At 58.0% G+C, this 20,216-nt stretch carries 26 protein-coding genes; 18 read left to right on the top strand and 8 right to left on the bottom strand.

What is annotated here, in order from left to right; translation table 11 throughout:
• Window positions 1-8 precede the first annotated feature (8 nt).
• From AC8GFZ_RS12860 to recX, 8 genes are all read left to right on the top strand, one after another.
• Window positions 9-974: a carbon-nitrogen hydrolase family protein gene (locus AC8GFZ_RS12860; protein WP_506645298.1), complete on the top strand. Its 966-nt coding sequence runs from the start codon at window positions 9-11 to the stop codon at window positions 972-974.
• 347 nt (window positions 975-1,321) lie between these two features.
• Complete coding sequence (locus AC8GFZ_RS12855; protein WP_506645297.1) at window positions 1,322-1,453, top strand: hypothetical protein; 132 nt, start codon at window positions 1,322-1,324, stop codon at window positions 1,451-1,453.
• 78 nt (window positions 1,454-1,531) lie between these two features.
• Complete coding sequence (locus AC8GFZ_RS12850; protein ID WP_506645296.1) at window positions 1,532-1,753, top strand: DUF433 domain-containing protein; 222 nt, start codon at window positions 1,532-1,534, stop codon at window positions 1,751-1,753.
• Between the two features lie 2 nt (window positions 1,754-1,755).
• Entirely contained in the window at window positions 1,756-2,076 is a 321-nt protein-coding gene (locus tag AC8GFZ_RS12845; RefSeq protein WP_506645295.1) for a hypothetical protein, read from the top strand.
• Window positions 2,077-2,362: 286 nt separating this feature from the next.
• The gene (locus tag AC8GFZ_RS12840; protein ID WP_506645294.1) at window positions 2,363-3,307 is read left to right on the top strand and encodes a tripartite tricarboxylate transporter substrate binding protein; all 945 of its coding nucleotides are present in this window, start codon (window positions 2,363-2,365) and stop codon (window positions 3,305-3,307) included.
• Between the two features lie 5 nt (window positions 3,308-3,312).
• Window positions 3,313-3,990: a Sua5/YciO/YrdC/YwlC family protein gene (locus AC8GFZ_RS12835; RefSeq protein WP_506645293.1), complete on the top strand. Its 678-nt coding sequence runs from the start codon at window positions 3,313-3,315 to the stop codon at window positions 3,988-3,990.
• Between the two features lie 269 nt (window positions 3,991-4,259).
• Window positions 4,260-5,324 (top strand): recombinase RecA, encoded by a 1,065-nt coding sequence (gene recA / locus AC8GFZ_RS12830; protein WP_506645292.1) that lies wholly within the window; start codon window positions 4,260-4,262, stop codon window positions 5,322-5,324.
• Window positions 5,321-5,803: a recombination regulator RecX gene (recX, locus tag AC8GFZ_RS12825; protein WP_506645291.1), complete on the top strand. Its 483-nt coding sequence runs from the start codon at window positions 5,321-5,323 to the stop codon at window positions 5,801-5,803. Before recA ends, recX begins: the two co-directional genes overlap by 4 nt.
• Here recX and argC read toward each other — a convergent pair.
• A complete protein-coding gene (argC, locus tag AC8GFZ_RS12820; RefSeq protein WP_506645290.1) occupies window positions 5,800-6,726 on the bottom strand; it encodes an N-acetyl-gamma-glutamyl-phosphate reductase in 927 nt (308 codons plus the stop codon). The genes recX and argC overlap by 4 nt on opposite strands.
• A 203-nt stretch (window positions 6,727-6,929) precedes the next feature.
• Between argC and sucC the strand changes: the two genes are divergently transcribed.
• The 4 genes from sucC to AC8GFZ_RS12800 all read left to right on the top strand — a co-directional run bounded on the left by sucC (window position 6,930) and on the right by AC8GFZ_RS12800 (window position 10,397).
• A complete protein-coding gene (sucC, locus tag AC8GFZ_RS12815) occupies window positions 6,930-8,093 on the top strand; it encodes an ADP-forming succinate--CoA ligase subunit beta (RefSeq protein WP_506645289.1) in 1,164 nt (387 codons plus the stop codon).
• 3 nt (window positions 8,094-8,096) lie between these two features.
• A complete protein-coding gene (gene sucD / locus AC8GFZ_RS12810; protein ID WP_506645288.1) occupies window positions 8,097-8,990 on the top strand; it encodes a succinate--CoA ligase subunit alpha in 894 nt (297 codons plus the stop codon).
• Between the two features lie 116 nt (window positions 8,991-9,106).
• On the top strand, window positions 9,107-9,796 hold the full coding sequence (locus tag AC8GFZ_RS12805) for a TerC family protein (protein WP_506645287.1): 690 nt from the start codon (window positions 9,107-9,109) through the stop codon (window positions 9,794-9,796).
• Window positions 9,797-9,875: 79 nt separating this feature from the next.
• A complete protein-coding gene (locus AC8GFZ_RS12800; protein WP_506645286.1) occupies window positions 9,876-10,397 on the top strand; it encodes a pilin in 522 nt (173 codons plus the stop codon).
• A gap of 17 nt (window positions 10,398-10,414) precedes the next feature.
• On the opposite strand, the gene AC8GFZ_RS12795 is transcribed toward AC8GFZ_RS12800, so the two are convergent.
• From AC8GFZ_RS12795 to AC8GFZ_RS12785, 3 genes are all read right to left on the bottom strand, one after another.
• Window positions 10,415-11,323, bottom strand: coding sequence for a polysaccharide deacetylase family protein (locus AC8GFZ_RS12795; protein ID WP_506645285.1), 909 nt, complete (start codon window positions 11,321-11,323; stop codon window positions 10,415-10,417).
• A complete protein-coding gene (locus tag AC8GFZ_RS12790; protein WP_506645284.1) occupies window positions 11,320-12,012 on the bottom strand; it encodes an isochorismatase family protein in 693 nt (230 codons plus the stop codon). The genes AC8GFZ_RS12795 and AC8GFZ_RS12790 overlap by 4 nt, the downstream gene beginning before the upstream one ends.
• A 75-nt stretch (window positions 12,013-12,087) precedes the next feature.
• Window positions 12,088-12,795, bottom strand: a complete 708-nt coding sequence (locus tag AC8GFZ_RS12785) for a PA4824 family protein (protein ID WP_506645283.1) — start codon at window positions 12,793-12,795, stop codon at window positions 12,088-12,090.
• Between the two features lie 215 nt (window positions 12,796-13,010).
• Between AC8GFZ_RS12785 and AC8GFZ_RS12780 the strand changes: the two genes are divergently transcribed.
• The 4 genes from AC8GFZ_RS12780 (at window position 13,011) to AC8GFZ_RS12765 (ending at window position 14,998) form a co-directional block, all read left to right on the top strand.
• Window positions 13,011-13,223 (top strand): hypothetical protein, encoded by a 213-nt coding sequence (locus AC8GFZ_RS12780; RefSeq protein ID WP_506645282.1) that lies wholly within the window; start codon window positions 13,011-13,013, stop codon window positions 13,221-13,223.
• Between the two features lie 151 nt (window positions 13,224-13,374).
• On the top strand, window positions 13,375-14,316 hold the full coding sequence (locus tag AC8GFZ_RS12775; protein WP_506645281.1) for a dihydrodipicolinate synthase family protein: 942 nt from the start codon (window positions 13,375-13,377) through the stop codon (window positions 14,314-14,316).
• A gap of 26 nt (window positions 14,317-14,342) precedes the next feature.
• On the top strand, window positions 14,343-14,561 hold the full coding sequence (locus AC8GFZ_RS12770) for a hypothetical protein (protein ID WP_506645279.1): 219 nt from the start codon (window positions 14,343-14,345) through the stop codon (window positions 14,559-14,561).
• 167 nt (window positions 14,562-14,728) lie between these two features.
• Window positions 14,729-14,998, top strand: coding sequence for a hypothetical protein (locus AC8GFZ_RS12765; protein WP_506645278.1), 270 nt, complete (start codon window positions 14,729-14,731; stop codon window positions 14,996-14,998).
• Between the two features lie 122 nt (window positions 14,999-15,120).
• Here the strand turns inward: AC8GFZ_RS12765 and moaC are convergent, their stop codons facing one another.
• On the bottom strand, window positions 15,121-15,597 hold the full coding sequence (gene moaC / locus AC8GFZ_RS12760; protein WP_506645277.1) for a cyclic pyranopterin monophosphate synthase MoaC: 477 nt from the start codon (window positions 15,595-15,597) through the stop codon (window positions 15,121-15,123).
• A gap of 73 nt (window positions 15,598-15,670) precedes the next feature.
• Here moaC and AC8GFZ_RS12755 point away from each other — a divergent pair, with 73 nt between their 5' ends.
• Window positions 15,671-17,245 (top strand): M48 family metalloprotease, encoded by a 1,575-nt coding sequence (locus tag AC8GFZ_RS12755; protein ID WP_506645276.1) that lies wholly within the window; start codon window positions 15,671-15,673, stop codon window positions 17,243-17,245.
• Here AC8GFZ_RS12755 and AC8GFZ_RS12750 read toward each other — a convergent pair.
• A complete protein-coding gene (locus AC8GFZ_RS12750; protein ID WP_506645275.1) occupies window positions 17,213-17,566 on the bottom strand; it encodes a phage holin family protein in 354 nt (117 codons plus the stop codon). The two genes, AC8GFZ_RS12755 and AC8GFZ_RS12750, sit on opposite strands and share 33 nt — an antisense overlap.
• Window positions 17,567-17,667: 101 nt before the next feature.
• On the opposite strand from AC8GFZ_RS12750, the gene AC8GFZ_RS12745 reads away from it, so the two are divergent.
• Window positions 17,668-18,126: a DUF3717 domain-containing protein gene (locus AC8GFZ_RS12745; RefSeq protein ID WP_506645274.1), complete on the top strand. Its 459-nt coding sequence runs from the start codon at window positions 17,668-17,670 to the stop codon at window positions 18,124-18,126.
• A 17-nt stretch (window positions 18,127-18,143) separates the two neighbouring features.
• Here the strand turns inward: AC8GFZ_RS12745 and AC8GFZ_RS12740 are convergent, their stop codons facing one another.
• Together AC8GFZ_RS12740 and purB are read right to left on the bottom strand one after the other, a co-directional pair.
• Window positions 18,144-18,704, bottom strand: a complete 561-nt coding sequence (locus tag AC8GFZ_RS12740) for a YaeQ family protein (RefSeq protein WP_506645273.1) — start codon at window positions 18,702-18,704, stop codon at window positions 18,144-18,146.
• 1 nt (window position 18,705) lies between these two features.
• Entirely contained in the window at window positions 18,706-20,127 is a 1,422-nt protein-coding gene (gene purB, locus AC8GFZ_RS12735) for an adenylosuccinate lyase (protein WP_506645272.1), read from the bottom strand.
• Window positions 20,128-20,216 lie beyond the last annotated feature (89 nt).

Raw genomic sequence — 20,216 nt, 5'->3', positions numbered from 1 at the left:
CTTTCATCATGAAGACCACTACCCAAGAACCTGAATCGGGCGACACATTACCGCGCATCAAACTGGCTGCTGTGCAAGCGGCGTCAGTGCACCTGGACCGTGAAGCCAGCGTCGCAAAAGCTTGCACCCTGATTGCGCAGGCAGGTGCTGCTGGCGCTCAGGTCATTGCTTTTCCTGAGGGGTTCATACCCGCGCATCCCTGTTGGTTCTCCGTGCGCCCGCCCACGGACAAAGTCAGCCTGGGCCTGTCTCAAAAACTGTTTCAAAACGCGGTGGTCATACCCAGCGAAGCCACCCATCTCCTGGGCGAAGCTTGTCGACTGGCCAACGTCACGGCGGTCATCGGCGTGTGTGAAAAGCGCCCCGATACAACGGGGACGATGTACAACACCCAGATTTTCATCGGCCCCGATGGACAACTTCTGGGAAAACATCAAAAGCTTCTGCCCACCTTGGCTGAAAAAATCGTTCATACCGGGGGGCATGGCGATACCTTGAACAGTTTTCAAGCCCCCTTTGGCCGCATCAGCGGGTTGATTTGTGGTGAGAACGGAAACCCATTGGCGGTCTATCACTTGTTGTCGCAATACCCGGTGGTGCATGTGGCTTCATGGCCAGCTTTTGTATCGCCAGTGGTCAACCTGGGCGAGACCATTTTGACGATCACGCGTGGCGTCGCCTACAGCATGGGCTGTTTCGTTTTGAATGCCACCGGTGTGTTGACCCAAGAGGTCATCGATGTGTACCAAGCGACTGCCGAGCCCAGTGCATTTCTAGATCGCTTGTTGAACCAAGGGTATGCATCCATCATCGCGCCGTCAGGACAAGTCATCAGCCAACCCATCCAGGGCGAGGGAATCGTTTATGCGGATGTGGATTTGAATGACATCATCACCCGAAAAATCGCCCTAGATTACGCCGGCCACTACAGCCGACCGGATGTATTTGACTTCAAGGTCAAGGTCCGTGAATGAGGGAGAGTTGATCAACCTTGCTGAGTCATTCACATGGCTTGGAAAGGGCTTGAAGTTGCCGCATGATTTGTGCCTGCTGCAATGGGGGAGATAGGCCAACGGCCGCCAAAAAAATCGGCAATTTGTCAACGAGGTGTTGCCTGCAATGCAGCATTTTGTGAGCGCTGTTGGCGCAGAAACCGATTTGATCATGTGTGCTGAAAATTGATGGCCAATCCTTAGGCTGGAAATGCAGTTACCTATGCGTGATTTAAGCTACCCCCCCTGTTCATTCAAAGTCGGCACGGGCGGTCAATACGGCGTTGGCGTCAACACGCAAGAGCGACCCCCGCAACCGAGAGGAGGCCATGCACCTGTTGACCAAAGCGGAGTCTTTGGGTGACGAAAAAGCGCAACAATGGATCGACACCAATTGCCCCGACAAACCCGATTGGCTCAAGGCCCTGCGGCAAAGTCCTGAAAATGACGCGCAGAAATAACCTTCGTTGGGGACACCGTACCCCATTCCCCTGAGCTTAAAGGTTGCTTTTAATCCTTCGAGGTATTAACATTCAAAAATGATTGATTGGAACTCTTGCCCCTCTGTAGAGCTTAGCCCTGATAGGGTAAGTGGAGCTTGGGTGTTTCGCGGCACTCGCGTTCCAGTTGTTGCCTTGTTCGAAAATCTTGAAGATGGCGTCACGATCAACGAGTTTATTGAGCTATTTCCAGGTGTCGACTTGGCTCATGCACGCAGTGTTCTAGTACATGCCGCAAAAAGTGCAATGGCTGTGCATTAACCTTGAGAATATTGTTTGATCAGGGAACACCTGTTCCATTAAGAATGCACCTCGTCTTGCACCATGTATCAACAGCTTATGAGCTGGGATGGTCAACATTAAGAAATGGTGACTTACTTACCGCTGCAGAAAGCAAGGGGTTTGAGGTTTTTGTTACGACGGATACAAATCTTGAATACCAACAGAACCTATCAAACAGAAAAATTGCGATCATTGTTCTGAGTACGACCAGTTGGCCTCGTATTCAAAAAAGCATAGCTGTCATCGTTGCTGCAATCGATGAAGCTATGCCTAGCTCATATAAAAATGTTTCAATCAATTAATCGCCCTTTGGTGAAGATCGGTTTGCTGAGGCGATATCGCGCTCTCGGGTTTGATGCAATGGCAAGTCTTCTGGCGAGGGCGTTTTAACAGCTCCCAAAGACGTTCTCCGCCGATCAATTGCGCCAATTGCCATTTATTTAACCAGTTCAAATACGGTGTTGGCACTAGTGGTTTGCTTCATCTGCCCGTAGTTATTGTGACGCGTCTATGGATGACATACTATGCGTCTCTTGCACAATACCCAAAGGATTACGTATGTCACCAAGAAGGTTTGAGTTTGCTTTCATGATTTTGGTGGGCTTTCTGAGCATACTGCCCTCTGGTGGATACGCACAGAAATATCCAGATAAGCCTATGCGTTTGGTTGTGCCATATGCGGCCGGCGGTGGTACAGACATTTTGGCCCGCTCGTTATCGGCCAAAGTAAGCGATGTCTTGGGACAAACCATCGTTGTGGACAACAAAGCCGGAGCTGGTGGCAACATTGGTGCTGACATTGTTGCCAAAGCCAGTCCAGATGGCTATACCCTATTGATGGCAGCCAATACCATTCCCATCAATGCAGCCTTACAAAAACTGCCATTTGATCCTGTGCAAGATTTTGTCCCGGTGGCAATGTTGGCATCAGCCCCCATGGTCTTGGTGGTTCATCCATCGGTCAAAGCCAACAATGTGCGTGAACTCATCGCTTTGGCAAAGGCCACGCCTGGCAAGCTCAACTACTCCAATGCGGGCAACGGAACACCGCAGCACTTGGCCGCTGCTTTGTTTTCTCTGATGACGGGGACTGACATCGTTCATATCGTATACAAGGGTGCTGGTCCCGCCATTGCTGATTTGGTGGCGGGCCAAACCCAAGTGGCTTTCATGACCATGGGGGCGGTAAAGCAACACATTGAAGCTGGAAAGCTGAGGGCATTGGCAGTGGCCCCCGCCATAAGATCAAAAACCATGCCTAACTTGCCCACTGTGGCAGAGGCTGGCGTCCCCACCTATCAGGTGGATCTGTGGTTTGGTGTCATGGCACCTGTAAAAACGCCAAACGACATTGTTCTTAAGCTAAACACCGAGATCAACAGGACAATTCAAGCACCAGAGTTGAGCGAGCGCTTGGCAGCCTTGGGCTACGAACCCTGGACTGGCGCCCCCGATTTGCTTGGCGAGCAAATGAAGCGTGATTTAGCGAAGTATGCGGATATCGTTAAAAAAAGTAATATCAAACCTGAATAACCACCATGCAATTTCGAGACATTACGGGCGATGCGCAGCGCTCATTTGACATCTTGCGGCAGGGTGGCATTGGCATATTGCCCATGGATGTGGGTTACTCCATTCTTGGCGGATCTGGGGAGTCACTGAGAAAAATTTTCAACACCAAGCGACGAGCATCGAGCAAACTAAATGCGATGGTCGCAAATCACGATATAGCGACCTCTGTTTATCGCTTATCAGCGCAAGGCCGTGATGTGATTGAATGCATCACTTGCGAATACGATCTCCCATTGGGCGCCGTGGCTCCATGCAACATGGACCATCCTATGTTGACCTGTTTAGACCCGGAAACTCTCAACGCCAGCACCAAGAACGAGACCTTGGTCATGTTACTCAATGCGGGCAAATTCCATGAGAAGTTGACTCAGCTTTCATGGCAAAACAAATTTCCCTTATTCGGCTCATCGGCAAATTTGTCGATGACAGGAACCAAATTTGATGGCGACGACATTGAACCTGAAATCAAGGCTATTGCAGATATTTTCATCCATTACGGCTTGATGAAATACCACCCTTGGAAGCAGTCCTCTACCTTGTTGAATGTTGAGACTTTTGAAGTCGTGCGCTTTGGCTCTTGCTATGAGAATATTTCAGATATCTTAAAAAGGCATTTCAAAATTGACTTGCCGCCCAAAAGTTAACGCGACACACGCATAGCGGTCGTTGCATGGGGCTTACCCAAATAAAAACGCCCAACCAAGAACGGTAAGGCGTCGATTCACAACAGATTTACAGCAGCACCGGAGTCCTTTCGAACACTAACGCGCACAAATATTAGTCTGGCAAACTGACTAAAAATGGGGTTTACTTCCTGGCATCCCGTGCGTTAAAGTACTGTTCAAGCATCCAGCCTGTGTTTCAAGCCAGGTGCGAACGAAACCACAACCCGTTGATCCTCAAGGAGATTGCCATGGAAGCCGCACTGAAAAACCAACCCGCCAACACCGAAAAAGCCAAAGCCCTGCAAGCCGCGCTGGCCCAAATTGAAAAGCAATTTGGCAAGGGCACCATCATGCGCCTGGGTGAGGGCGAGGCGATCGAGGACATCCAAGTCGTCTCCACCGGCTCGCTGGGCCTGGACATCGCGCTGGGCGTGGGCGGCCTGCCACGCGGTCGGGTCATCGAAATTTACGGCCCGGAGTCGTCCGGCAAAACCACCCTCACTTTGCAAGTCATTGCCGAAATGCAAAAGCAAGCCGGCACCTGCGCTTTTGTCGACGCCGAGCACGCCTTGGACGTGCAGTACGCGCAAAAGCTGGGCGTCAATCTGCAAGAGCTGCTCATCAGCCAGCCCGACACCGGCGAACAAGCGCTGGAAATTGTCGACAGCCTGGTGCGCTCTGGCGCGGTCGACCTGATCGTCATCGACTCGGTGGCGGCCCTCACGCCCAAGGCCGAATTGGAAGGCGAAATGGGCGACTCCCTGCCCGGCCTGCAAGCCCGCCTCATGAGCCAAGCCCTGCGCAAACTCACCGCGCACATCAAGAAAACCAATTGCACCGTCATCTTCATCAACCAAATCCGCATGAAGATCGGCGTCATGTTCGGCTCGCCCGAAACCACCACCGGCGGCAACGCCCTGAAGTTTTACGCCTCTGTGCGCTTGGACATTCGCCGCACCGGCACCATCAAAAAGGGCGAGGACGCGATTGGCAACGAGACCAAGGTCAAAGTGGTCAAAAACAAAGTGGCCCCCCCGTTCAAAACCGCCGAGTTCGACATCTTGTTTGGCGAGGGCATCAGCCGCCATGGCGAGATCATCGACATGGGCGTGGAAGCGCGCATCATCGAAAAATCGGGCGCTTGGTATGCCTACCAGGGCGAAAAGATCGGCCAAGGCCGCGACAACGCCCGTGAGTTTTTGCGCGAAAACCCCGATCTGTCCTACGAGATCGAAAACAAAGTGCGCGAGTCGCTGGGCATTCCCTTGTTGGCGGGTGAGGTTGAGCCGGCCAAATTGCAAGCGGTCAAGTGAGCGCGCCCTTTCAGCTCATCCAAGGTGGGGCGCCAGACAAAGCCCCATCGGTCAAAGCCCGCGCGGTCAGCTTGCTGGCGCAGCGCGAGTACTCGCGCCAAGAGTTGACCGACAAACTCACGGCAGCACAGGCCAGCCCCGAAGAAGTTGAGCAAGCCTTGGCGCAACTGGAGGCCAAGGGCTTGGTCAACGATGCCAGGGTGGTCGAAACCTTGGTCAACCGGCGCTCGGGCAAGCTGGGTGCCAGCCGGCTGCGCCAAGAGTTGCAAGCCAAAGGCGTGTCCCCAGAATTGGTGGCCGAAACCATGGCCAGTCTGAAAGGCTCCGAGCTGGCACGGGCCCAGGCGGTGTGGCAAAAAAAGTTTGGCCAACTCGCAGCGACCAGTGCCGAGCGCAACAAGCAGGCGAGGTTTTTGGCCAGCCGGGGTTTTTCGGGTGATGTGGTGCGCCAAGTGGTGGCGGGTTTGTCGGACGACTAAACGGCCAACATCAAGCGCAGGTTTTGCACCGCAGCGCCGCTGGCGCCTTTGCCCAGGTTGTCCAGGCGCGCCATCAGCACCACATGGCCGTGGGCTTCGTTGGCAAACACCCGCAATTCCATGCGGTTGCTGTCGTTCAAAGCGGTGGCGTCCAACTTCAAATCGTCAGTGGGGGGGAGCACGGCCACGCTCGGGTCGGTGGGGTTGTTGGTTTGGGCGTAATGGGCGGCCAGTGCGTCGTGCAAATCGGCGGCGCTCACCCGTTGGGGCAAGCTGGCCAAGTGCAAGGGCAGCTGCACGATCATGCCTTGGCGAAAGTTGCCCACACTGGGCACAAACAGCGGGCGGCAGCTCAGGCCCGTGCAATGCATGATTTCGGGCACGTGTTTGTGCGACAAGCCCAGGGCATAGGCCTCAAACAGGGGGGCTTGGCCGGCTTCGAAGGCCTCGATCATGCTGCGCCCGCCGCCCGAATAGCCGCTGACGCTGGGCAAGCAAAGCGGCATGTCGCGTGGCAACAAGCCAGCGTCAATGAGAGGCCGAATCAGCGCAATCGCGCCAGTGGCGTAGCACCCGGGGTTGGCCACGCGGCTGGCTTGGCGCACCCGATCGGCCTGGCCCGGGGTCAGCTCGGGAAAGCCATACACCCAGTCTGGCTGGGTGCGGTGCGCGGTCGAGGCGTCGATGATGCGCGGTTGATGGCCGGACATGGCGTCGATCATGGCCACCGATTCACGCGCTGCGTCGTCGTGCAAACACAGAATGACCGCATCCACACCCGCCATCAGGGCGCGTTTGGCCGCGGGGTCTTTGCGCTGGGCCGGGTCAATGCTGACCAATTTGACATTGGATAGCGATGCCAAGCGCTCGCGGATGAGCAGCCCGGTGGTTCCGGCTTCGCCGTCAATGAATACTGTCTTCATGAATGGTCAGGGTCAAAGCCACTTAAATCAATGAGAGGGTGAGAACCGTGTTCAAAAGCCTTTGGGCCCATTGTGTAAGCCAGCCAAAAGCTTGAGGTGGAGGTGCATGATACATTTCTGGGCGTTGAAAGATCCGTGCGCTGCGCCCAGGAGCCCCATCTTTTGCGCTGCCCTCATACCTTGCAAGTCCCCAGAGAGATCCCATGAAGATTCACGAATACCAAGGCAAAGAAATTCTGCGCCAGTTTGGCGTGCCCGTGCCCCGCGGGCATGCGGCTTTCACGGTCCAAGAAGCGGTCGAAGCCGCGCAAAAACTCGGCGGCCCCGTGTGGGTGGTGAAAGCCCAAATACACGCCGGTGGTCGCGGCAAGGGCGGCGGCGTGAAAGTGGCCAAAAGCATTGACGACGTCAAGCGCTTGGCCAGCGAGATTTTGGGCATGCAGCTCAAAACCCACCAAACCGGCCCCGAGGGTCAAAAAGTGCGCCGCCTCTATATTGAAGACGGCGCTGACATTCAAAAAGAATATTACGTGTCGGTGGTCACCGACCGCGCCACGCAAAAGATCGCGTTCATCGCGTCCAGCGAAGGCGGCATGGACATCGAGGAAGTGGCACACAGCACGCCCGAGAAAATCATCACCGAGTTCATTGATCCGCTCACCGGTTTGGGTGAAGCACAAGCCACAAAAATCGCCAACGCGATTGGCCTGCCCGCCGACTCCACCGCCCAAGCTGTGGATGTGTTCCAAAAGCTCTACCAGTGCTACATGGACACCGACGCCTCCTTGGTGGAAATCAACCCACTGAACCGCGACAGCAAAGGCGGCATCATCGCTTTGGACGCCAAGTTCAACTTTGACGCCAACGCCTTGTTCCGCCACCCCGAGATCGTCGCCTACCGCGACTTGGACGAAGAAGACCCCGCTGAAGTCGAAGCCTCCAAGTTCGACCTGGCCTACATCTCCTTGGACGGCAACATCGGTTGCTTGGTCAACGGTGCCGGTTTGGCCATGGCGACCATGGACACCATCAAGCTGTTTGGCGCAGAGCCCGCCAACTTCCTCGATGTGGGCGGCGGCGCCACCCCCGAGAAGGTGACCGAAGCTTTCAAGATCATGCTCAAGAACCCCAAGGTCAAGGCGATTTTGGTCAACATCTTTGGCGGCATCATGAAGTGCGACACCATCGCCCACGGCGTGATCACCGCCTGCAAAGCGGTCAACCTGTCCGTGCCACTGGTGGTGCGCATGAAGGGCACCAACGAAGACCTGGGCAAGAAGATGCTGGCCGAGTCGGGCCTTCCCATCATCAGCGCCGACACCATGGCCGAGGCCGCGCAAAAAGTCGTTGCCGCATTGAAAGCTTGAATCATGTCCATCTACATCAATAAAGACACCAAGGTCATCACCCAAGGCATCACCGGCAAAACCGGTCAATTCCACACCGAAAAGTGCCAGGAATACGCCAACGGCAAAAACTGTTTCGTCGCGGGTGTGAACCCCAAGAAGGCGGGCGAGTCCATCTTCAACATCCCCATTTATGCTTCCGTCAAAGAGGCCGCCAAGCAAACCGGCGCAACGGTTTCCGTGATTTATGTGCCGCCCGCCGGTGCAGCCGAAGCGATTTGGGAAGCGGTGGAAGCCGACCTCGATTTGGCGATTTGCATCACCGAAGGCATCCCTGTGCGCGACATGCTGATGGTGCGCAACAAAATGAAGGCCAAAGAAGCGGCGGGTGGTAAACGCACTTTGCTGCTGGGCCCCAACTGCCCGGGCCTCATCACCCCCGATGAAATCAAGATCGGCATCATGCCCGGCCACATCCACCGCAAGGGCCGCATTGGCGTGGTGTCTCGCTCTGGCACGCTGACCTATGAAGCGGTGGCGCAACTCACCGAAATCGGTTTGGGCCAGTCCAGCGCGGTGGGCATTGGTGGCGACCCGATCAACGGTTTGAAGCACATCGACGTGATGCGTGCTTTCAACGACGACCCCGATACCGACGCCGTCATCATGATTGGCGAAATCGGCGGACCCGACGAAGCCGAAGCGGCTCGCTGGTGCAAAGCCAACATGAAAAAACCCATCGTCGGTTTCATCGCCGGTGTGACCGCACCTGCAGGCAAGCGCATGGGCCACGCCGGTGCCTTGATCAGCGGCGGCGCTGACACGGCCGAAGCCAAGCTGGCGGTGATGGAAGAGTGCGGATTCAAAATCACCCGCAACCCGTCTGAAATGGGTAAATTGCTCAAGGCCATGATTTAAGCCTCTCGCATCCGCAAAAGCACCAACGGCCTTGCACCTGCAAGGCCGTTACACTTTGCGCACCTGATGGGCGGCCACTGGCGGCCCCATAAAAAACACACTACACAGGAATTGCCATGGAAATGCTGCAAACGGCCGAGTTTTGGATCGGCCTTCTCAAGATCATTTGGATCAACATCATCTTGTCGGGCGACAACGCCGTGGTCATTGCCCTGGCCGCCCGAAGTCTTCCCCCCCACCAGCAAAAGCAAGCCATCATGTTTGGCTCAGGTGCCGCCGTGGTGCTGCGCATCATTTTGACGGTGGTGGCGGCATGGTTGCTCGAGCTCAAAGGCCTGCAAATCATTGGCGGCTTGTTGCTGCTGTGGATTGGCGCGCAACTGTTGGGTGAGCAAGAAGAAGACGAGGGTGAGGCCAAAGAGTACGGCAGCCTCATGGCGGCTGTGCGCACCATTTTGATCGCCGACTTGGTGATGAGCTTGGACAACGTGATCGCCGTGGCCGCCGCTGCCAAGGGCTCCACAACCTTGTTGATTTTGGGCTTGGCGATCAGCATCCCCATGGTGATTTTTGGCAGCACCTTGATGATCAAGATGATGGAGCGCTTTCCCGTCATCGTCGTGTTTGGCGCGTGTTTGATCGGCTGGGTGGGTGGTGAAACCATCGTCAGCGATGTGCTGCTGCGCGACACCGTGCAAGCTGCCCCGTGGCTGCATTACGCCGCCGCGGTGGTCGGTGCCCTGGCCGTTTACGCAATTGGCAAGTACATGCAGAAAAAATCTGCCGCCGCGCACCACTCCGAATAAAGGCAGCGCCGCTCGGCGCTTGCCTTTTTGAGACGCCTGCCTAGAATCGTTTTTCTTACAACGAAACCAGGGAGGCGATATGAAACCCACATCGGCCCAAAAGGGCTTCACATTGATCGAGCTGATGGTGGTGATCGCCATCATTGGCATCTTGGCCGCATTTGCTTTGCCCGCTTACCTCGATTACGCGGTGCGCGCCCGGGTGGGTGAGGGCTTGTCCCTGGCGGCATCGGCCAAAAACACGGTGGTTGAGCACCTCAATGGTGGCAACCCCAACGCCAGTGCCACGGGCTATGCCAGCGGCTTCAGCGCACCGGCTGCCACGGCCAATGTGGCCAGTCTGTCGGTGGACGCCAAAACCGGGGTGATCACGGTCAAAACCACCGCCGCAGCAGGCAATGGCGCGTTCCATTTGCTGCCCTATTTGGGCACCTGGGCTGCGCCCACTGCTTTGCCAGATGGCACCACTTCGTTTGCCCCGCCCAGCCAGGGCGTGGTGGCGTGGCGCTGTGTGGGGGAAGGCGTGGCCTTGCCCGCCACCTTGAGCGTTCCTGCGGGCACCTTGTTGCCGGCCAAACAACTGCCCGGCGAATGCCGTTGATGCTTATGCGGGCCCTTTCAGGGTATGGCCACCGTGCCCGCAGGCAAGGCAGACACATGGTCGGCAATTTCGCCCGGAGTGGTGAACCACACGCGTGAGCGCTGTGCCGCCATGTGCTCCAAAATCAGTTTCAGCTGGTGGGCGCGATGCGGTTGGCCCATCAAGAAGGTGTGCAGCGACACGCCACACACCAGCGGCCAGCCGTTGCGCTCGCCGTCGGCGAGTTGTTGGTTGAAGCCATCGGTGATCATGGTGGTGAACTCGCCATCGCTGGCGCCCCGGTTGATGAAGGCCGGGATGTCGTTGAGCTCCATGGACGGATACGGCACGCTCATGATCGGGCCGCGATCGGTGCGGAACCACTGGGGTTGTTCGTCAAAAAACCAGTCCATTTGGTAGGTGTAGCCGGTCTCGAGCAGCAGCTCGGGCGTTTTGGCGCTTTGCGAAATGAAGGGGCCCAACCAGCCCTTGGGGGCCTTGCCTTCTTCTTGAATGAAGCGATCGCGCACCTCTTGCAGCATGGCGCGCTCGGTGGCTTCGTCCATGTCGATTTGGCGCTCGGAGTTGGTGCGGCCATGGCCGACAAACTCGTCGCCGCGCTCGCGGAAAGGCACCAGCACCTCGGGGCAAATGTCGTACACGCTGGTGTTGGTCAGGATGGCCAGCGGAATTTGGTAGCGGTTGAACAGCTCCAAAATGCGCCAAATGCCCACACGATTGCCATAGTCGCGGTAGGCAAAGCCACGGTGAAACGGTGCTGCCGGCAGCGAGGTGAAGTCGGGGCCGGGGTTGCGGCCAAATTCAAAAGCCTCGACGTTCAGCGCAAAGTACACCGCCAGCTTGGCGCCATTGGGCCAGCTGTAGGTGGGGCGCTTGGGCAGTTGTGAAAACGGATAGCGGTCGAACTTGTTGTCAAATTTTTTCATGATGAAGCCTTGGGCAAAGAACGGATGTATTGCATCACCTCGGCCACGGGTTTGACCTCGGCATATTTGGCCGCCATGTCAAACAAGTTGACGGCATGGCTGGTGGCACTGCGATCGTAAACGCACTCGATGGGCACGGTGCATTTGAAGTTGTAGGCAAAGGCATCGACCACGCTGCCACGCACGCAGCCGCTGGTGGTGCAACCGGTGACCACCAAGCTGTCGACTTGCAGGTCGATCAAATAGCTGGCCAAGGGCGTGCCAAAAAAAGCACTCGGGTGTTTCTTGGGCAGCAGCACATCATGCGGCAACGGTGCGACCTCGGGCACAAACTGGTAGCCGTGCGCGGCCACGCCCATCAAGGCGGGCACTTTTTCGGCCAAGCGGCCCACATCGAAATTTTCTTTCGGTGCCACATAGGGGTAGAGCACCGGCAGGTTTTTTTCGCGGAACAAGGCCAGCAGCGGTGCGATGTGGTCCACCGCATTCCAACCCACCACGCCGCAAGAGGTTTTGAACTCTTTGATCGACTCCCAAAACGGCTGGCGTTGTGTACCCACGGTGCGGTACTGCACATCGATGATGAGCAAGGCCGGGCGTTTGCCCTGGGCCTGTGGGCGACCAAAACCAGCGGCTTCGTAGGCGGCGATTTCATCGGCAGAAACAATCCCTTCCCAGGGCATGGCCATCGTTCACTCCTCAAAAAAACATGATTCACCATAGCGGCGCGACAGGGACTGGAGCTTATCACCCAGGAAGGGGGCTCAGGGCAGAAACGCCGGTGTCAACAAGCGCAGGCCAATGCTGATCCACTGCTGATCGCTGGCGCTGCCGACCACATTGCCGTAGGTGGTGTCAATTTGCACCCGCTGGGGTTTGACCCAAAAGCGCAAACCCACTTGGTATTGGCTGGGCGTGGTGGACTCGGCATACACCTCGGAGATGGCGACCAAGCTTGGGCTCAAAGGCCACTCACCCCCTAGACCCCAGGTGGGGCGTGAAGTGCCATCGCGGCTGTGCGCCACCCACCCCAGGTTGAGGTGCACAAAGCGGTCTTGGCCCAAAGCGCGGGTGATGGGGGCGTTGAAGAAGATATCGCGTTGGGTCGCGTTGAAGTCGCTGGTGGGCTGGGTATTGATGAAGCCCAGCGTGGTGGAGACACCCCAATCGCCATCACTCAGGCGCAGCCAACGTTTCTTGGCCTGACCCAGCAGCAGCCCTGAAGTCCAAGGCGTGTCATCGCTGCGTTGTTGCCCGCCGAGAGACCACTCCACATCGCCCCAAAAGTTGCAACCGGGGACGGCCCATTGCTCGGTGCTGCTGCGCGTGCGTCGCACCCAGGTCTCCAGCTGACACCCTTTGGGGTCGACCACATTGGCGTCGTCGGTGTTCATGGGCCGGGCCGCTTGAACCGCCATGGGCTGGGCCGCGCACATCACCAAAGAGATGGCTGCACACCAGTGACGCCACAAGGGGGCAGGTAAACGAAGCAAAGGCATAAAAACAGTGCGACCCAGGCCGCCTAATAAACGGTGGCTTTCATCATAGGCTCGGAAGGTGAAGCGTTTGTGTCAGGCATTTTCAGCTCGCCCCTCTTGAGCTGGGTTGCCGGTACGCTTGTCCTTGACCATGATCACTGCCCCCACAAAAGGCCTACAGTAGCGCCATTGCGTTTGAAAGCCTCACCATGCCCCGCATAGAAGCCTCAGCCCCACCCATCCCACGTGCCATCAAGACCGCGCCCCGCAAAGAGGTGAAGGCTGAACCGCCGCGCCCTGAGGTGGCAGCGCGTGAAAAAGCCACAAACAAACCCGAGCCCAAACCTGAGCCCAGACCCGAGCCCAAGCCCGAGCCGAAGCTGGAGTTGTATGCGCCCGCACGTGGCGCACGGCGCGGCTGACCGCCAATTCCCTGGTTGTTGCAAGGGTGCAAGCGGGTGGTGCTGCGCGCTGTGATTGGTCGCATAATGCACCGGTTCTAATGCCCTCTTGCGCCCTGCACTTGCATGGGGTCGCACAGGAGAAATGATTTGGGCCTACCAAGGAGCGCGCATGGCAACCTCTGGCACCGGACTTCAGGGTTTATGGGTCGAACTGTTGACCCCCTTGACCGAAGACCTGTTCATCCACCATTCGAAGCTATCTACCCACGTGCAAACCTTGGCTGCCAAAGGCATACAAGGGGTGGTCATGTTCAGCCACGTGGGCGAGGGTGACTCGTTCAACGCCGCCGAGCGCTTGGATGCGGTCAAACAATTGATGTCACATGGGGTGGCTGGCAACGATATTTTGTTGCATGTTGCTTTTGCCAACCTCACCGACACCGTCAAGCTGATTCGCGACGCCCACGAATTGGGCTTGCATGGCTACATCCTGACACCACCGCCCGCTGGGCCAGAGGCCACCGATCAAGGCTTGTTTAATTTTTTCGACCACATTGTTCAAAAAGTGGGTCCCATGGGTGTCAAGCTGTATTTGGCTTCGCAAGTCAACGCTGGCCCCGCAGACCTCAACCCGCGCGTGCTCAGCGAGTTGTTGGACAAGCATGCCGGCGTCTTCCAAGGCTTGATTGACCAAAGCCACAACGCCAGCCACACCATGGATTGGGTGCGCTCTTTCCTGCCCAAAATTCCGGTCATTTCCAACCAAGACATGAACACCCATGTGCTGGCCAATTTGGGCATACACGCCAGCTTGTCCAGCTACGCCAACTTGCTGCCTGCGCTCATGGCGCGGATGGTTTTGTCCAACGCCGCCCAAAAAGTCTCGGTAGCGGGGAACAAAATTGGTACCGACGATCAGCGCTTAGAGGAGTTTGATCACATGATCCAAGGCCTGCCAGCGGTCCCCGCACTCAAATACCTGACGGCCACCCACTATCGCGATGCGGATTGGCTGCGTGTGCGCCCACCCTTGGCGGCGCTGAATGCGCAAACGCAAGAAAAGCTGAACAAAGACTTTAAAAAATACATTCAGTCGGGTGAAGCCCGTTGACCTTTGTCCGAATTTAAGAGGTGCCCATGGAAATCAAAAGTGGTTGGTATTTGATTGAACAAGACCAGTTGCATCATGTCCTCGCCCATGATGACTTTGTCAAACTCGAGCCGGATTCGTATGTTTTGCATCAAGTCTTTGAAACCCACCGTGAAGCCTTGCACGAGATGAGCCGCTTGATCAGATTGGCCATTGATGACCTCAAAGACGAGGTCAACAAAATGGCACCGCCGCACCAACCCTGAGACCATCTCTTTCAACGGGGTGGGGCTGCAGGGCGGTCAACGCCCTGAGCCGGGCCCACAAAACGTGTGTTTTTGTGAGTATTGGCAATTATTTTGTTTTGATCTGGTCTTTGTTAATATTTGCCTGCGCAATTTTCTGCGTTAACTGTTTATTTCAAGGATTAAACATGAAAACTATCAAGACTTTGGTCGCTGCTGCATTTTTGACAACCAGCTTGGCTGCTATCAGCCAGGCACCTGCTGGCGGAGCACCTGCAGCTGGCGGAGCACCTGCAGCTGGCGGCGCACCCAAAGCCGGTGGCACCGGTGGCGCACCCGCAGCTGGTGGCGCTCCTAAAGCCGGTGGCAGCACTGGTGGTGGCGCTCCCGCAGCTGGTGGCGCACCTGCAGCAGGCAGCACTGGTGGTGGTGGTGGCGCCCCCAAAACTGGCAAGTAAGACCGCTTAGGTTTTATCCAAGCCCGCCATGGCCTACCCGGGCCATTGCGGGCTTTGTTATGCCTGAAGCGGCCAAGGTCACATACGCTCCGTTGACCATCGAGCGCAGGCAGATCAAATGACTACTGCGCCACAAAACTCCCGCTCTTGCCCCCGTGCTTTTCCATCAGCTTCACATCGTTGATGGTCATGCCCCTGTCCACGGCTTTGCACATGTCGTAAATGGTCAGTAAAGCCACTTGCACGGCGGTGAGGGCTTCCATTTCGACGCCGGTTGGGCCCATGGTTTCGGCGCTGGCTTTGCACCACACGCTGTGCGTTTCGTGATCCAGCTCAAAACTGACCGTCACCCGGGTTAGGGCCAAGGGGTGGCATAAGGGGATGAGGTCGCTGGTTTTTTTGGCGGCCATGATGCCGGCCAAGCGGGCCACGCCCAGCACATCGCCTTTTTTGGCGTTGCCGTGGGCGATCAGGTCCAGGGTGCGGGGCTGCATGTGGATGCGGCCTTGGGCCACGGCCACGCGGTGGGTGTGGGCCTTTTGTGCCACATCAACCATGTGGGCTTGGCCATGGGCATCAAAGTGGGTGAGTTCAGACATGGTGGGTTTGCCAATCGGGTTGCTGGGGTGCGCTCCGTGGCGGGCGCAGGGGTAACATGGCCATCATACGGTCATGAACACCTTCTTTGCCCTCACCCGCTGGATCCGCCGCTGCTGCTGTGTGCCCCCTGCGGCCGCGCTGTGTGCGGGCCTGCTCGCGTTGCCCCTGCCCTTGTCACAGGCCCAAGGCGTGTCCCCATCCCGCTTGCCCAGTTTGGGCGATGCGGGCGATATTTCATTGGTCTCGGAGCGGCGCATCGGCGACAGCATCATGCGCGAAATTTACAAAGACCCCGACTACCTGGACGACCCCTTGCTGGGAGAGCAGGTGCAACAAATTTGGACGCGTTTGATGGCGGCCGCGCGCGCGCGCGGCGAAATGTCAGCCGAGTTGCAACAGCGTTTTGCCTGGGAGGTGAGCCTGATCCGCGACCCGAGCGTCAATGCCTTTGCCCTGCCCGGCGGCTATTTGGGGGTGCATTTGGGGCTGATGGCCACGGTGGCCAATCGCCACGAATTGGCCTCGGTGTTGGCGCATGAGCTCACCCACGTGACCCAGCGCCACATCGCGCGTTTGATGTCGCGCCAAAGCCAGCAGTCGCCGCTGTTGATGGGGGCCATGCTGCTGGCCATTTTGGCGGCCAGCAAAAGCCCCACGGCGGGCACCGCCATGATCTCGGGCGGGCAAGCCTTGGCCATCCAAACCCAGTTGAATTTTTCGCGCGACATGGAGCGCGAGGCCGACCGCGTGGGCTTTGGGGTGATGGCCGACGCGGGGTTTGACACCCAAGGTTTTGTCGGCATGTTTGAAAAGCTACAAATCGCTGCGCGCTTGAATGACCGTGGCAACTACCCTTATTTGCGCAGCCACCCGTTGACCACCGAGCGCATTGCCGACATGCAATTGCGCCAACCGGGTTTGGCCCAGGGCAAGCCTGCGCAGGCCGATTGGGACGATGCGCTGACCGGCGCGCGCGCGCGTGCTTTGGTGCAAACCAGCGTGGAGGGCATGCGCCGGTTGTCTGAGGCAGCGCAAGACAGCGATTTGGACACTTATGCGCCTCAGCGCCAGGCTGCCGTGCTCTATGCCGCGGTGCTGTCCGATCTGCGTTTGAAACAAGCGCTGCCAGCGCAGCAAAAGTTGGAGCGACTCGGGCCCTTGCTGGCGTCTTCTGCGCCGGTGTGGTGGCGTGGTGTGCGCGCCGAGGTGGCGTTGCACACGGGACAAGCGCAAGCGGCGGTGGACGTTTTGCAAGGCCAGTTGTCGCGCCAAAGCCGCTCGGAGGTGCTGTGGCTGGCTCAAGCTCGCTTGGCATTGGGCCAAACCCCGCAGTGCGCCACGGCCTCGCAAGAGCTGGAAGCGTGGATGCTGGACAGAGCCCGCGACACCCTGGCCTGGTCACTGTTGTCACAGGCTTTGCAGTGCCAGGGCAAAACCTTGCGCGCCATCCGCGCCCAGGCCCAGGTGCATTGGTTGCAACACGATGTGACTGGTGCCCAAGACCGTTTGCGTGCCGCCCAGGCCTTGGTTCAGCAAAAAACCCGCGACGGGCAAATGGAACGCGGCGATCACATCGAGGCGTCAATCATTGACGCCAATTTGCGCGAACTCGACTCACTTCGGCGGGAACAATTGCTTCAGCGCTGAGTCGATCAGCATGCCCAGGGCCGAATAAATCAGCGAGCCCACCAAGGCGTCACCAAAGCTGTTGACGCGAAAGTCGGTGAGCAATTCGGCCGCTATCCAAAATAAGAATGCATTGATCACAAATACAAACAGCCCCAAGCTGACCAAAGTCACCGGCAGGGTCAGCAGCACCAGCAAGGGGCGCAGCAGCAGGTTGAGCAAACCAATCACCAGCGCCGCCGACAGCGCCACGGCAAAGTGGGCGACCTCAATGCCGGGGTGCAGCTCTGACAAAGCCATCAAAGCCGTGGCGCTGAGCAACCACTTGAGCAAGAGCTTCATGCCCAGCCCCGGCGCACACCACAGGGCATGCCACAGGGCGTGCTGGCGTGCATGCGATGGCTCATGGTGTGCTGGGGTGATGCTCTATCATGCACCCCCCCATGGATGCCATTCACATCACCGACATCGAAGCCGCCATTAATTTTTGGCGCGAGCGCAAGCCCTCGCCCGACGGCATCACCTTGGCCCCTGAAATCCGCGCCTTGGCCGAGGTGTATGCCTTGATGGTCTACCACCACGAGGATGAAGTGGCCGAAAAGGGGTTTCCGAGCAAGGCCATGGCTGCTTGGCGCACCTGGTACGACACCACCCCCGACACACCGTGCATTGCCATTTGCTCGACCAGCCAAGGCGACGCCTGGTGCAAAGGGTGCGGGCGCAGTTTTGACGAGGTGCAGCGCTGGACCGAGATGGGCCCGGGCGCCAAACGCGCCACGTGGCGGCGCATCACCTTGAGTGCGGATTCCTGGCGCTTCAACCGCTACGCCGAGCGCGCCACCGAAAAAGGCCAGACGGCTGACTTGACCGCAACGCCCACGGCGAACACCCCTGGCGCTTGAACCCCGCAGGCGGTGACTCACCGCCAACGCTCGCATTCCACATTCACCGTGCCACGGGCATTGCCCAGCATCAGCACACCTTCTTGCACCGTGGCTTGCAAAGACATGCTGCGCTCGGCCAGGCCGACCAGCGCTTGAGCGGTGTCGGCGGGGATGCGCCAGACTTGCAAGTTGCGCGGTTTGATCAAAGCATTTTGGATGCCGCGCCACCACACATCCGCCGCGTGGTGAAAAGCGTAGACGCACACCTGGTCGGCCAAGCCACAGGCTTTGAGCAAGGGCTTGTCTTGCGGTTGCCCCACCTCTATCCACCAGCGGGGGCGCCCGGTGAAGTCGCGCAGCAAGACATCGGGTTCGTTGGGGTCGGACAGGCCCGCGCCAAACAGCAAATGGCCGTCGCCATGGCAGGTGTCTTGCAACTCATGCGCATGCAGCGCCATGGCCACCAAGCGCACCATCATGCGTTCGTCGGTTTCGCTGGGGTGGCGCGCCAGGGTGAAGGCGTGATCGGCGTAATAGCTGTGATCGATGTCGGCGATCTGCAGCTGCGCCTTGAAGATGGTGGATTTGATGGCCATCTCAAGCCTGGCGTTGGGCCAGGCTCGCCGCCATGCCCACATAGGTGGCGGGCGTGAGGGCCAGCAAGCGCGCTTTGGCATCAGCGGGGATGGCCAAGCGCTCAATCAGCGCATGCAGGTCTTGTGGCCGCACCTGTTTGCCGCGGGTGACCTCTTTGAGTTGTTCGTAAGCGCCAGCCACACCGTAGCGGCGCATCACGGTTTGGATCGGCTCGGCCAACACCTCCCAGGCGTTGTCCAAATCGGCTTGCAAGGCTTCGGCATTGAGCTCGAGCTTGTCCAGCCCCACACTCAGCGACTGGTAGGCCAGCACCGCATGCCCCAGGGCCACGCCCATGTTGCGCAGCACCGTGCTGTCGCTCAGGTCGCGCTGCCAACGGCTGATGGGCAGCTTTTCACTCATGTGGCGCAACAGCGCATTGGCCAGCCCCAAGTTGCCCTCGGCGTTTTCAAAATCAATCGGGTTGACTTTGTGTGGCATGGTCGACGAGCCAATCTCACCAGCTTTCAAGCGTTGCTTGAAGTAGCCCAGCGACACATAGCCCCAAACGTCGCGCGCCAGGTCGATCAAGATGGTGTTGGCCCGCGCCACCGCATCGAACAACTCGGCCATGTGGTCGTGCGGCTCAATTTGCGTGCTGTAGGCCTGAAAGTGCAAGCCCAGGCCAAAGGGGGCAGCGGCATCGGGGTGGTCGGGGGTTTCGACCACACGGCGGGCAAAGGCCTCCCAATTCATCTCGGGCCAAGCGCTCAGGTGGGCGTTGTAGTTGCCCACCGCACCATTCATCTTGGCCATCAAGCGCACCGCCGCGATGGCGTCGTGCGCATGCTGCAAGCGTACGGCCACATTGGCGAACTCTTTGCCCACGGTGGTCGGCGTGGCGGTTTGGCCATGGGTGCGGCTGAGCATGGGCACGCTGGCGTGGGTGCTGGCCATGGCGCGCAACTGGCCCAGCACGCGTTGCAGCGCTGGCAGCAACACTTGGGCGCGTGCGGCTTGCAGTTGCAAGGCATGGCTGGTGTTGTTGATGTCTTCGCTGGTGCAGGCAAAGTGGATGAACTCCACCACGGGGGCCAGCTCTTGGCGCACCGCATCGGTCAAATCAGTGCGTTGGCATTGCGCTTTGATCCAATATTCCACCGCTTTGACATCGTGGTTGGTGGTTTTCTCAATGTCTTTGATGGCCGCGGCATCGCTGGTGCCAAAGCCTGAAACCAGGGTGCGCAAATGGCTGCGCGCGGCGGCACTGAGTGGGGGGAATTCGGCCCAACCCGCCTCACTCAAGGCGACCAACCAAGCCACTTCAACTTGCACACGCCGGTGCATATAGCCTTGTTCGCTCATCAAAGCGCGCAACGCGGTGAGTTTGTTGGCGTAGCGGCCGTCCAGCGGCGACAAAGCAGTGATGGCAGAGTGATTCATCGGTTGATTTTAGGCCAGGGACTGTTGTCAACAGGGGAATGTCTTGGGAATCCGGGTCGCGGTGACCGATAGAATGAAGGCCACTTCGT

Origin of the sequence: Limnohabitans rimovensis (SeqCode) (assembly GCF_965234775.1) — a bacterium.
Taxonomy (GTDB): domain Bacteria; phylum Pseudomonadota; class Gammaproteobacteria; order Burkholderiales; family Burkholderiaceae_C; genus Limnohabitans; species Limnohabitans rimovensis.
This window is presented reverse-complemented; position numbering and strand designations above follow the sequence as displayed.